This window comes from Mesorhizobium sp. P2_A12 (genome assembly GCF_056405075.1).
This window is the reverse complement of sequence record NZ_JBFUCU010000001.1, coordinates 651,134-663,951: the sequence shown is the minus strand read 5'-3', so window position 1 is coordinate 663,951 and position 12,818 is coordinate 651,134. Positions and strand designations below refer to the sequence as shown.

Genomic DNA, 12,818 nt, shown 5'->3' with positions numbered 1-12,818 from the left:
TAGGGTTGGCTCGCCGCAGATTGGCTGCAACTGTGAGCAGGAACCGATCAACGGGGCACCTGCATAGCCTTGCGCTCAACAGGGATCGCCGGTTTTGCGATCTCGTCGTCAGGTATTGATGCCAGATCGATCGAGCCTTCCACCAAGGGGTTGAAGACGTTTGCGTCGAGCATCACAGGCGGGCAGTTACCCTGACAGTTACCCTGGAGCGTTTTCGGGGTTACACCTCCGAGCCTACTCTCCTTCTAACTACCTGAGACTGTTTGGTGGAGCCAATCGGAATCGAACCGACGACCTCTTGAATGCCATTCAAGCGCTCTCCCAACTGAGCTATGGCCCCACTTCCGGCAGTCAACCGGCGCCGTTTCCGGCGAAGAGATCCGGCGTGGGTTGGAGACCGCGCCGTTAGTGCAGGCGGCTTCTAACCCCGCCTTTCGTCAATATCAAGCCTTAGAGAGCGGCTTTTTCTTCACAGGCCACGAAAGCTGGCAAGCGCCTGCTTTCAAGGCCGATCAGACCTCGTCGTCGTCGTCGCCGACGCCGATCATGTCGGCAACGTCGTCGTCTTCTTCTTCTTCGTCGGCAAGGAACGTGTCATCCTCGTCGTCGCCGAGGTCGACATCGTCCTCGTCGTCGCCGAGATCCGGCAGATCGTCAGCCTTGACGTCCTCGTCGGCCTCTTCGAGCGAGACGACCTCAACTCCCTCTTCGTCCTCGGCGTCCACTTCCTTCTCGGCCACTTCCTCTTCCTCCTCGAGGGCGGCGATCTTGCCTTCCTCGAAATAGGAACGCGGATAAGTCTTGCCGGTGTAAGGCGAGACGATCGGGTCCTTGTTCAGGTCGTAGAATTTTCGGCCCGTCTCCGGGTCGATACGTTTTGTGCCAAGTTCGGTTTTTGCCACGGCAAGCCTCGTCAATAAAAGAGTGGTCCCCTTAACCACAGTTTGCAGCGCTGTCAAAGCGAAAAGCCGGCGTCACAAAACCATGCAATGAAAGGCCTCGCGTCGATGACGACCATGGGGACGACCATGGGGGATGACCATTTCGGCCCGCCGTGATACGAGACCGCCGCAACAAATGAAAAGCGCCGGCCCGCCGGCATTCCGTCCAGGGAAATTCCATGTCTCACGCCGCCGCCCCAAAGTCGGCCACCGCTCGCAAATCACCAGCCCTTGCCGGCACGGCGCGCGTGCCGGGCGACAAGTCGATCTCGCACCGCTCCTTCATGTTTGGCGGCCTCGCCTCCGGCGAGACACGTATCACCGGCCTGCTCGAAGGCGAGGACGTGATGCGCACCGGTGCGGCCATGAAGGCGATGGGCGCGCATATCGAGAAGCGCGGCGCCGAATGGGTGATCCGCGGCACCGGCAATGGCGCGCTGCTGCAGCCGGAAGGCCCGCTCGACTTCGGCAATGCCGGCACAGGCTCGCGGCTGACCATGGGCCTGGTCGGCACCTATGACATGGAAACGACCTTCATCGGCGACGCCTCGCTGTCCGGCCGGCCAATGGGCCGCGTGCTCGAACCCTTGCGCCAGATGGGCGTGCAGGTGCTGAAGGCGACGCCCGGCGACCGCATGCCGATCACGCTGCATGGACCCAAGCATGCCGCGCCGATCACCTACCGCGTGCCGATGGCCTCGGCGCAGGTGAAGTCGGCGGTGCTGCTGGCCGGGCTGAACACGCCGGGCATCACCACCGTGATCGAGCCCGTGATGACGCGCGACCACACTGAAAAGATGCTGAAAGGCTTTGGCGCCAATCTGTCGGTGGAGACCGACGAGCGCGGCGTGCGCCACATCTTCATCGAAGGCCAGGGCAAGCTGACCGGCCAGACGATCGCGGTACCGGGCGACCCGTCCTCGGCCGGCTTCCCGCTGGTGGCCGCACTGATCGTGCCGGGCTCCGACATCGTGATCGAAAACGTGCTGATGAACCCGACCCGCACCGGCCTATTGCTGACGTTGCAGGAAATGGGCGGCAAGATCGAGATCCTCAACCCGCGCAATGCCGGCGGAGAGGACGTCGCCGACCTGCGCGTGCGTTACTCCGAGTTGAAGGGGGTCACCGTGCCGCCCGAGCGGGCGCCGTCGATGATCGACGAATATCCCGTGCTTGCGGTCGCCGCCAGCTTTGCCGAGGGCGAAACGCTGATGCAGGGGCTGGAAGAGCTGCGGGTGAAGGAATCCGACCGGCTGTCGGCCGTCGCCAACGGGCTGAAGATCAACGGCGTCGACTGCGCCGAGGGCGAAGCCTCGCTCTCCGTGCGCGGCAAACCGGGTGGCAAGGGCCTCGGTCGCCATCCGAACGGCCAGGACACGACCGTGCAGACGCATCTCGACCACCGCATCGCCATGAGCTTTCTGGTCATGGGTCTGGCCACAGAAAAGCCGGTGACCATAGATGATCAAGCGATGATCGCGACCAGTTTTCCGGAATTCATGGGGCTCATGAAGGGACTAGGCGCGGAGATTTCCTAAACCCACGATTGTCGTCAAATTTGGCTATCAACTCAATTGTTCTTTAAGGCCGGTCCTTCGGGGTCGAGCGAACATTGGGGAGAGCCATGAATATCCTAGCCTCGATTCTGATTGCGGTCGTAGCGGGTGTCGTTTTGATCATTGCAAAGGCCATATCCGTGGCCAAGATGATCAAGGAACGGAACTATTCATTGGCGCGCTTCGGTTTGATCTCGGCGTTTTGGGCCGGGCTTACCATTCCAAGCATGCGTTCCTCATGTGGAACGATAGGCTGCACATACGGCCTGCATTTCGGCTGGGTGCTTGAACTCGTCAAAGCCGACATATTCCCAAATGCGATATTTTTCGTAATGGGCGGCTATGCGATCCTTTGCGTATATTTTTTCAGCCATGTGCTGGGATGGGTATTCAATCTGCTTAGCGCATTTGCGCGGCCCGTTTCGCGTTGATGGGGCTTCGTCAAACCGTATAGTGGCATATTGCATTGAAGCCAGTTCTCGGCTTGTTGTCGTCCATGACTTCGACCTTCACCATCGCCATCGACGGCCCGGCCGGCGCCGGAAAAGGCACGCTGGCCCGGCGGCTTGCCGACCACTACCGGCTGAACCTGCTCGACACCGGCCTCACCTATCGCGCGGTGGCCTATGCGCTGATCCAGCACGCGCTGCCGCTCGACAATGTCTCGGCGGCCGAAACCGCTGCGCGCCAGGTCGATCTGGCCAAGCTCGACCGGGCGGTGCTGTCGGCGCATGCGGTCGGCGAGGCGGCCTCGAAGGTCGCGGTGTTCCCGACCGTGCGGCGCATCCTGGTGGAAAAGCAGCGCGCATTCGCCACGACGCCGCCAGGTGCAGTGCTCGACGGCCGTGACATCGGCACCGTCGTCTGCCCCGACGCCGACATAAAGCTCTATGTGACGGCAAGCGCCGAGGTGCGGGCGCGGCGGCGACTGGCCGAGATCGAGAGCATCGGCGGCACCGCCGATTTCACCGAAATTCTCGCCGATATCGTGCGCCGTGACGAGCGCGACATGGGCCGCGCCGACTCGCCCTTGAAGCCGGCGGCAGACGCGCACTTGCTTGATACCAGCGAAATGGCTATAGAAGCCGCGTTTCTTGCGGCCATGGCGATCATCGACGACGTGCTGGCCAAGAGAGACAAGGCCTGAGCGGGTTTTTCCCTCGTGTTTCCGTTGCCGGAGGCGAAGAAAATACCCATATCGGGCACGAACCAGCCTGCCAGCATTCTTCATGCGCCGGAATTGCCGCTTAAAGAGCGGCCCAGGGCTTTTGTAGCCCGGAACGCCGGCAGGCCAACGCAACGCTAACCCACGGCGCCCGTCCCGCGACAGAAGCGGGGCACTCCAGGAGAAACAATGTCAGCTGCAAATCCCACTCGCGACGATTTCGCGAGCCTGCTCGAAGAATCATTCACAACAGGTCATTCCGGCGAAGGCCAGGTCGTCAAGGGCACGATCACGGCGATCGAAAAGGACATGGCCATCATCGACGTCGGCCTCAAGGTCGAAGGCCGCGTGCCGCTGAAGGAATTCGGCGTCAAGGGCAAGGACACCACCCTCAAGGTCGGTGACACCGTCGAAGTCTATGTCGAGCGCATCGAGAACGCGCTTGGCGAAGCGATGCTCAGCCGTGAGAAAGCCCGCCGCGAAGAGAGCTGGGTCCGTCTCGAAGAGAAGTTCACCAAGGGCGAGCGCGTCGAAGGCGTCATCTTCAACCAGGTCAAGGGCGGCTTCACCGTCGACCTCGACGGTGCCGTGGCCTTCCTGCCGCGCAGCCAGGTCGATATCCGCCCGATCCGCGACGTCTCCCCGTTGATGCACAACCCGCAGCCCTTCGAGATCCTCAAGATGGATCGCCGCCGCGGCAACATCGTGGTGTCGCGCCGCACCGTGCTCGAGGAGAGCCGCGCCGAACAGCGTTCGGAAATCGTGCAGAACCTCGAAGAAGGCCAGGTTGTCGAAGGCGTCGTCAAGAACATCACCGACTACGGTGCGTTCGTCGACCTCGGCGGCATCGACGGCCTGCTGCATGTCACCGACATGGCATGGCGCCGCGTCAACCATCCGACCGAAATCCTCAACATCGGTCAGACGGTCAAGGTGCAGATCATCCGCATCAACCAGGAAACCCACCGCATCTCGCTCGGCATGAAGCAGCTCGAGAGCGATCCGTGGTCCGAGATCGGCACCAAGTTCCCGATCGGCAAGAAGATCAAGGGTACCGTCACCAACATCACCGACTACGGCGCGTTCGTCGAGCTGGAGCCGGGCATCGAAGGCCTCATCCACGTTTCGGAAATGTCGTGGACGAAGAAGAACGTGCATCCCGGCAAGATCCTGTCGACGACCCAGGAAGTCGACGTGGTGGTGCTCGAAGTCGATCCGGCCAAGCGCCGCATCTCGCTCGGCCTCAAGCAGACGCTCGAGAATCCGTGGCAGGCTTTCGCCAGCAGCCATCCGGTCGGCAGCCAGGTCGAGGGCGAGGTCAAGAACAAGACCGAGTTCGGCCTGTTCATCGGCCTCGAAGGCGATGTCGACGGCATGGTCCATCTCTCCGATCTCGACTGGACCCGTCCGGGCGAGCAGGTCATCGAAGAGTACAATCGCGGCGACATGGTCAAGGCGCAGGTGCTCGACGTCGACATCGACAAGGAGCGCATCTCGCTCGGCATCAAGCAGCTGGCCAAGGATACGGTTGGCGAAGCAGCGACGAGCGGCGAACTGCGCAAGAACGCGGTCGTCACCTGCGAAGTCATCGGCGTCAAGGATGGCGGTCTGGAAGTGCGGCTGGTCGACAGCGGCATCGAGACCTTCATCAAGCGCTCCGATCTCAGCCGTGACCGCGACGAGCAGCGCCCCGAGCGCTTCACCGTCGGCCAGAAGGTCGACGCGCGCGTCATCGCCTTCGACAAGAAGACCCGCAAGCTGCAGGTCTCGATCAAGGCGCTGGAAATCGCCGAAGAGAAGGAAGCGGTCGCCCAGTACGGCTCGACCGACTCCGGCGCTTCGCTGGGCGACATCCTGGGTGCCGCGCTGAAGAAGCAGGGCAGCTAAGTCATCTGCCCCCACCGCCTTGCGCGGTGGTCAGTTCAAACCCCGCCGGAGCGATCCGGCGGGGTTTTTCTTTACGGTAAGATAAACTTCCTCGCGTATTTGCCAGTAATCCGAGGAGAGGCTTTCCATGCGCAATGACGACGATTGTCCCGCTACGGGCTCTTCGTGGTTGCCGCGTCTCTACATCGGGTCACCGGCCTTGTTCTGCTTTTGCGGAATGGCGATCTTGATGGCTGTGCTCTGGTCCCTGGGCTTCCAGCTCAATGGCGACGTGGACGACCTGGTCAAACTGCACGAAGTCCGCACCTTGCTTGAAACGGGCAACATCTTCGACCGGACGCTGCCCGGCGTTGTCCAGCCGGAGCCCTATGTCTCGCACTGGCCATGGATCGTGGACCTGCCCTATGCCGCCTTCGCGCGCCTGCTGATGCCGTTTGCCGGCTTCGAGCCGGCGCTGACGCTGGCAAGCTTTGCCGTGCCGCTGCTGCTGCTTGCGCCCGCGCTCTATTTCTACAATCGGCTGGTGATCGCCTCGGGCTTTGCCAACCCGGCCGTTGCATTGCCGCTGGCTCTGATCTTTGCCGCGCGCAGCTTTTTCGAATACGCCCCGGGACGGATCGACTACCACAATCTGCAAATTCTGCTTCTGCTCGCGGCCCTGGTCTTGATGTTGTCGCAGAACCGCGTCGCTGCCTTCATCAACGGGCTGCTGGCGGCCTTGGCGCTTGCCATCAGCGCCGAGTTCGCGCCGTTCTATGCGCTGGTGATGGCGGTCTATGCCTTTGACTGGATCTTTGGCCGCGAACGGGGTGCCGACAGGATCGCTGGCTTCGGGCTGGCATTGGCCCTGGGCGGGGTCGGGCTGTTCGCCGCGATCGTGCCGCCTTCAGCCTATTCCGCCATCAGATGCGATACCTATTCCACGCCGCATGTGACGGCACTCGTCGCGGCCGGGCTTTCATTTGCCGTGGTGCCTTTGCTTGTCGGCCGGCGCGGCGGATGGGCGACGCGGACAGCAATCTTGCTGGTGTTCGCGGCCGCCAGCGCGGCGGCGCTGGTGATGTTGTTCCCACAATGCCTGGCCGGCCCTTATGCTTCGCTCGACGCCTATGTACGCGACAACATGCTCAACAGGATCCCTCAGGAACTGAGCCTGTTCCGGCGCCCTGATTTCGTTTTGTCGGAGAGCTTTCCCAGCATGGCGTTGCTGTTCGTCGGCGCGCTCGCCCCGGCAGTCATCTGCCTCAATCCGCAGAGCCGAAGCCGGCCGCTGGTCATCCTGTCGCTGTTCTCGCTGCTCTCGCTGGGGCTGGCGATCGGCTACTTCCGTTACTTTCGCTATCTTCCGGTCTTTTCCGGCATCGGTCTGACCTTCGTGCTGGCGAGTTTCCTGCCACCAGATGCGGGACTGGGGCGCTATTTGAAATCACGCGTGCCGGTGGCATCGCGAAGATACGCGTTAATCCTGCCCGGTTTGGTTTTGTCCGCGGCAATGGCGCTGTACCAGCTGTCGGCAAGACCATCGCAGGCAGCCATTCCCGCCGCCGAGTTCGCCGACAGTTGCGATCTCAGGCATGTTGAACCGCGGCAGGGTTGGCCTGCTGGCGCCGTCGTCCTGACGCCACCGTTGATCGGAGCGCATCTTCTGGCTCTTGCCGAAGGTCCCAAGGTGGTGACAATCCCCAACCACCCGTCGGCTCAAGGGATCGAACGGAGCTATCGCTTCCTTGATCCCTCGACCGCCGACCCGCGCACGTTTCTCGATGCGTCCAAGGCGACGCATGTCGCCCTTTGCGGGTGGAGAGGCCCACCGTCGCTAGAACTCGAAAACACCTATCCATTCGCGGCAGCGCTGATGGAGGGCCACCCGCCGTCATGGCTCAAGGAGTGTCCGACGGATGCTACCTCCCCGCTGCGGCTCTACAGCTACCGCAACGCGGATGGATCGGACGCCACCTGCCCTGTTTCGACGGTTTCTGCTCAGGCCCTGCCGTAGAGCGGCACCAGCGTTCCGCTCATCGCCTGATTGGCTGGCGAGGCGAGATAGGCGATGGCTTCGGCCGCCGCTTCGAGACTGACCCATCTGGTGACATCGGCATCGGGCATATCGGCACGGTTTGCCGGCGTGTCGAGCGTCGACGGCGCCACGGCATTGACCAGGATGCCCTTGCCTTTCAACTCCTCGGCCATCGCCACCGTCATCGCCGCTACCGCGGCCTTGCTGGCGGCGTAGGCGACCATGCCGCTGCCGCGCCGCGGGTCGAGCCCAGCGCGCGCCGTGACATTGACGATGCGGCCCGCGATGTCCGACGCCAGCATCGAGCGCACCGCCGCGCGGCAGCACAGGAAGGCGGTGCGTGCGTTGGTGTCCATCATCTCGGCAAAGGATGCCGACTCGATCTTTTCCACCGGCGCCGCGGTGAAGCCGCCGGCCAGGTGGATCGAGCCCCACAGACCTGGAACCTGGCCATAGAACGCCTCGACCTTGGCGGAGTCCGAGAGATCGACATTGTGCACCAGCTTGACGCGGTCATGCTCGGTAAAGGGGAAATGCCCTGGCGCCGCGGCATGGGCATTGGGCACATGGCAGATCGCGCCCTCACTCAGCAGTTTGCCGACGACCGCACCACCGAGCGCCCCGGTGCCTCCGGTCACGACAATGTGCCTGCCTTCAAGTGTTTCCGTCATCCTGGACCGCTCCTGTTATTTTTTTGATTGTGTCGCTTGTTACGCCGCCCGACGCAGAGCGTCGCGCCTTTCGCGGCATCACTCAACTGATATCTCGACATGGCAGTTGTTGCGTCTTTGCATGCATCGGTCCGTCGGCCAGCCGGGTCCATGCCGGCTGAGGCACATGAAGCCCGTTGCGCCGCCACTCTTCAGTCGACTGTGATTTCGATGACGCGCGGCAGTCCGGTTGCCCGGGCGCGTTTCAACGCGTCCGCCAAGGCGTCGATATCGGCAAGCCGTTCCGCACCAAGGCCATAGGCTTCGGCCAGCTTGCAGAAATCCGGCGGCGCCGGCGACACGCCGACAGGCTCGACGCCGACATCGAGCATCGAGGTTTCGATCTCGCGATAGCCGCGATTGTTCCAGACGACGAAGATGACCGGTGCATGCGCATCAAGTGCGGCGCCCAGTTCCGGCAGCGTGAACTGGAAGCCGCCATCCCCCGTGAGACAGACGACCGGCGCATCGGGCACGGCAAGGGCGGCGCCGATCGCCGCCGGCGGGCCGTAGCCGAGCGCGCCGAAGCCGGTGGCGGCATTGAACCAGCCGCCGGGGCGGTCATGGTCATAGTAGAGGTTGGCGGCATAGATCGGCTGCGTCGAATCGCCGACGATGAGCGCGCCCGGCAGCGTGTCGCGGATCACTTCCACGGCGCGCACCTGCGACTGCATCGTCGGACTGATCTCGGCAAAGGCCGCCTCTCGTGCTGCGGCGGCGCGCGACGGGCCGTCCTCGCTTGCCGGGACATGGCTGATTTCCAGGAGCAGCGCTTCGAGCGCCTCGGCGCAATCGGCCTGAATCGAAACCGTCGCTGGGCGGCGGGCCAGCTGGTCTGCGCCGATATCGATGCGGATCAGGTTGGCAGGCAGGACGAAACCGCCATCGCTGTAGCCGTCATAGTCGGTGGGGCCGAACTCGGTGCCGGCGGCAATGACCAGGTCCGCTTGCGCCATCAACGTCCGCACCGCCTTCAGGCTGGGACTGGCCGGCACGCAAAGCGGATGTGCATGCAGCAGGCCGCGCGCATTGGCGGTCTCGACGACCGGCGCGCCCAGCCGTTCGGCCAGACGCCGCAATGGCGCTTCGGCGCGTTTGGCGCCGCCGCCGGCCAGGATCAACGGAGCGCGCGCGGCGGCGATGAGTTTGGCCGCGCTGGCAATTGCCGCGCCGGAAGGCGCTGGCGGTGCCGCATTGCTCAGCATGGCAGCGAGGCCATCCGCCGGCTTGACCATGACGTCGGTCGGGATTTCGATATGCACCGGACCGGGCCGGGCCGATGAAAACAGCGCGAAGGCCTGCGCCAGCGCGCCGGGCAATTCACTGGCGTCGGTGACCCGCTGCGAAGACAGCGCCACCTTCTCCATCATGCCGCGCTGGTCGGGCAGTTCATGCAGATGGCCCAGGCCCTTGCCGAGCGTCGGCGTGGCGTTGACGCCTGAGACCACCAGCATCGGCACCGAATCGGCGCGCGCCTGTCCCATGGCGGTGATGGTGTTGGTCAGCCCCGGTCCGGTGATGACGAAGGCGACGCCCGGCCTGCCGCTGGCGCGTGCATAGCCGTCGGCCATGAAGCCGGCGCCCTGCTCGTGGCGCGGCGTGACATGGCGGATATTCGAGCGCGCCAGCCCCCGATAGAGTTCGACCGTGTGCACGCCGGGAATGCCGAAGACCGTGTCGACGCCATGGGCTTCGAGCAGCGAAATGAGCGCCTCTCCGACGGTCGTCCCAACGGTGTTCCCAGAGGTGGTCCCAACGGTGGTCATTGGCGCAGCACCGGGCGCGTCAGGCAGGTCGGGCCACCCTCGCAAGCAATGCACAGCGCATCCGCCTCGAAGGTGGAAACCGTGCAGCCGGCCGCCTGCATGGCAGCCGCCGTCCTGGGAAAGCCGGCGACGGCGATCACCCGGCGCGGCGCCGTCGGCAGCACGTTGAGGCTGAGCCCGTTGGAAGCATGGAACTCATCGGCATCGCCCCCGACCAGCGTGATGCCGCGCGCCCTCAGCATCTGGTAGAAGGCGGCCGGCAGCAACGGCGCGTAGACCAGCGCCAGATTGTCGGCAAGCGGACTGATCACCGACATCAGATGCAGGCAGGCTTCCTCGCCGTGCCAGAGCGGCAGATCGAAGCCAAAAACCGAAATGCCTTTGGGCGAAAGCAGATTTGAAAGTTGCTGGATACCATCCTGGTTGGTACGCACGCCACGGCCGACGGCCAGCGTGTTTGCATCCACCCAGACGCAGTCGCCGCCTTCCACCTGGCCCGGATCATCGATGCGGCCGAGGATGGGAATGCCCATGCGTTTGTAAGCTGCTTCATGCAGGCCAGGCTCAGTCCGGCGCAGCGCCTTGCCCATGGCAAGAATGATCGCGCCGTGATCGGTCATCAGCGAAGGATCATGGGTGAAGACCGAATCGGCCAGCCCGTCGTCGGCATCCGTCAGCCATTCGACCTCGGCGCCGGAGGCAGAAACCAGCTGCGTCAATCGCTCATGCTGGGCGGCGGCCTTTCCCGGCTCGAAGCCCGGGCCGTAGTGCCATTCCTGCGCCCTGGCAGCGCGCATGGCGCTGGCGGCGGACCGCATAAGCACGCGTTTCAGCGGTCCGGCCATGGACTGCGACCCGTATGATTTGCCCACTCAATTCTCCCGAGACGTCCGTTGCCGCCACTAACCACTACGGCAAGCTGTGATCAATAGTCCAAAAACCGTGGTTGACGGAGGCAAGCGGAACGGTCCATCTTGAGAACGGGAACTCTGTCCAGTGACGGGTAATGGGTAAAAGAATCCAGCAGCGACGGGCTCGACCACTCCGCGGAGCGTCGAAGGGATGATGGCGCAAAGCGCCGCGCCCGTACTGAAACACACGGCGCAAGACGGCGCCGCCGAAGCCATCCATGTCGAGAACCTGCACAAGAGGTTCGGTGAGCTGCATGTGCTGAAGGGCGTCTCGCTGTCGGCACGCGACGGCGAGGTCATCGCCATCATCGGCGGCTCAGGCTCGGGCAAATCGACATTGCTGCGCTGCATCAACTGCCTGGAGAATCCGACCAGCGGCATCATCCGCGTCAACGGCGAGGAGATCAAGCTGAAGGCGGACAGCCACGGCCATACGGTCCCGGCCGACCGCAAGCAGATCGAGCGCATCCGCTCCAAGCTCGGCATGGTGTTCCAGAACTTCAACCTGTGGAGCCACATGACGCTGATCGAGAACGTCATCGAGGTTCCCGTGCACGTGCTTGGCGTCAAGCGCGATGTGGCGATCCGCGAGGCCGAAAAGCTGCTCGCCCGCGTCGGCCTGGCCGAGAAGCGCGACGTCTATCCGGCCTATCTGTCGGGCGGCCAGCAGCAGCGCGCCGCGATCGCCCGGGCGCTGGCCATCAATCCGCGCGTCATGCTGTTCGACGAGCCGACCTCGGCGCTCGACCCCGAACTGGTCGGCGAAGTGCTGAAGGTGATCGGCGACCTGGCGCGCGAAGGCCGCACCATGGTGCTGGTCACCCACGAGATGAAGTTCGCCCGCGAGGTCGCGACGCATGTCGTCTATCTCTACAATGGATTGGTCGAGGAAGAAGGACCGCCGGAGCAGATCTTCGGCGCGCCCAGATCCGAAAGGCTCAAGCAGTTCATCCGCAACATCGGCTAGGACAGGCCGGGACGGAAGAAAACCGGGAACCAACAACACACTGGGAGTCGTGAAAATGAAGACTGTTCTGAAGACATTTGCCGTAGCGCTGCTGCTGGGCGTCGCCGCCATGGGCGTGGCCAAGGCCGATCCGGTCAAGATCGGCGTCGCCGCCGAGCCCTATCCGCCCTTCACCTCGCCGGATGCTTCGGGCAAGTGGGTCGGCTGGGAGATCGATTTCATCGGCGCCGTCTGCGCCGAAGAGAAGCTCGACTGCGTCATCACGCCTGTTGCCTGGGACGGCATCATCCCGGCGCTGACGACCAAGAAGATCGACCTCATCGTCTCCTCGATGTCGATCACCGACGAACGCAAGAAGACGATCGACTTCTCGAACAAGTACTACAACACGCTGCCGGCGATCATCGGGCCCAAGGACCAGAAGTTCGGCGCCACGCCCGACGACCTCAAGGGCAAGGTCATCGGCGTCCAGGTGTCGACCACACACGCCGTGTACGCCAAGAAGCATTTCACTGGGGCGCAGGAAATCAAGGAATACCAGACTCAGGACGAAGCCAACCAGGATCTCGCCGCCGGTCGCCTCGATGCGGTGCAGGCCGATTCCATCGCGCTTGTCGAATACCTCAAGTCGGACCAGGGCAAAGCCTGCTGCGATCTCAAGGGCATGGTGGCTCCGGACGATGAGGTGCTGGGACCGGGCATCGGCGCCGGCGTGCGCAAGGAGGACACCGACCTGAAGGACAAGATCAACACCGGCATCAAGGCCATCCGCGCCAACGGCAAGTATGACGAGATCACGAAGAAGTACTTCGATTTCGATATTTACGGCGGCCCGACGCAGTCGAACTGACGTCGTCCACGCATGAGCCAAAACCGCACGGCATCTCGTCGTGCGGTT

11 protein-coding genes and 1 tRNA gene are annotated in these 12,818 nt (G+C 63.3%); 7 read left to right on the top strand and 5 right to left on the bottom strand.

Going from position 1 to position 12,818, the window contains the following annotated elements; translation table 11 throughout:
* Window positions 1–264: 264 nt before the first annotated feature.
* Both AC1DZU_RS03185 and AC1DZU_RS03180 read right to left on the bottom strand, forming a co-directional pair.
* Window positions 265–340: transfer RNA gene (locus AC1DZU_RS03185), tRNA-Ala, on the bottom strand.
* A gap of 172 nt (window positions 341–512) precedes the next feature.
* On the bottom strand, window positions 513–902 hold the full coding sequence (locus tag AC1DZU_RS03180; protein ID WP_091581070.1) for a TIGR02300 family protein: 390 nt from the start codon (window positions 900–902) through the stop codon (window positions 513–515).
* A gap of 218 nt (window positions 903–1,120) precedes the next feature.
* On the opposite strand from AC1DZU_RS03180, the gene aroA reads away from it, so the two are divergent.
* From aroA to AC1DZU_RS03155, 5 genes are all read left to right on the top strand, one after another.
* Window positions 1,121–2,479 carry a 3-phosphoshikimate 1-carboxyvinyltransferase gene (gene aroA / locus AC1DZU_RS03175; protein ID WP_477281639.1) on the top strand — a complete coding sequence of 453 codons (1,359 nt, stop codon included), beginning with the start codon at window positions 1,121–1,123 and terminating at the stop codon, window positions 2,477–2,479.
* 86 nt (window positions 2,480–2,565) lie between these two features.
* Entirely contained in the window at window positions 2,566–2,928 is a 363-nt protein-coding gene (locus AC1DZU_RS03170; RefSeq protein ID WP_477281637.1) for a hypothetical protein, read from the top strand.
* Between the two features lie 65 nt (window positions 2,929–2,993).
* The gene (gene cmk, locus AC1DZU_RS03165) at window positions 2,994–3,644 is read left to right on the top strand and encodes a (d)CMP kinase (protein WP_477281635.1); all 651 of its coding nucleotides are present in this window, start codon (window positions 2,994–2,996) and stop codon (window positions 3,642–3,644) included.
* Between the two features lie 207 nt (window positions 3,645–3,851).
* Window positions 3,852–5,549 (top strand): 30S ribosomal protein S1, encoded by a 1,698-nt coding sequence (gene rpsA / locus AC1DZU_RS03160; RefSeq protein WP_013528183.1) that lies wholly within the window; start codon window positions 3,852–3,854, stop codon window positions 5,547–5,549.
* Between the two features lie 229 nt (window positions 5,550–5,778).
* The gene (locus AC1DZU_RS03155; protein ID WP_477281633.1) at window positions 5,779–7,545 is read left to right on the top strand and encodes a hypothetical protein; all 1,767 of its coding nucleotides are present in this window, start codon (window positions 5,779–5,781) and stop codon (window positions 7,543–7,545) included.
* Here AC1DZU_RS03155 and AC1DZU_RS03150 read toward each other — a convergent pair.
* The 3 genes from AC1DZU_RS03150 to AC1DZU_RS03140 form a co-directional block, all read right to left on the bottom strand.
* A complete protein-coding gene (locus AC1DZU_RS03150; RefSeq protein WP_477281631.1) occupies window positions 7,530–8,237 on the bottom strand; it encodes an SDR family NAD(P)-dependent oxidoreductase in 708 nt (235 codons plus the stop codon). The genes AC1DZU_RS03155 and AC1DZU_RS03150 overlap by 16 nt on opposite strands.
* Window positions 8,238–8,428: 191 nt before the next feature.
* On the bottom strand, window positions 8,429–10,042 hold the full coding sequence (locus AC1DZU_RS03145; RefSeq protein WP_477281629.1) for a 5-guanidino-2-oxopentanoate decarboxylase: 1,614 nt from the start codon (window positions 10,040–10,042) through the stop codon (window positions 8,429–8,431).
* On the bottom strand, window positions 10,039–10,887 hold the full coding sequence (locus AC1DZU_RS03140) for a dimethylarginine dimethylaminohydrolase family protein (RefSeq protein WP_477282214.1): 849 nt from the start codon (window positions 10,885–10,887) through the stop codon (window positions 10,039–10,041). The genes AC1DZU_RS03145 and AC1DZU_RS03140 overlap by 4 nt, the downstream gene beginning before the upstream one ends.
* Window positions 10,888–11,104: 217 nt before the next feature.
* Between AC1DZU_RS03140 and AC1DZU_RS03135 the strand changes: the two genes are divergently transcribed.
* Together AC1DZU_RS03135 and AC1DZU_RS03130 are read left to right on the top strand one after the other, a co-directional pair.
* A complete protein-coding gene (locus tag AC1DZU_RS03135) occupies window positions 11,105–11,920 on the top strand; it encodes an ABC transporter ATP-binding protein (protein WP_477281627.1) in 816 nt (271 codons plus the stop codon).
* Window positions 11,921–11,975: 55 nt separating this feature from the next.
* Window positions 11,976–12,770 (top strand): transporter substrate-binding domain-containing protein, encoded by a 795-nt coding sequence (locus tag AC1DZU_RS03130; protein ID WP_477281625.1) that lies wholly within the window; start codon window positions 11,976–11,978, stop codon window positions 12,768–12,770.
* Window positions 12,771–12,818 lie beyond the last annotated feature (48 nt).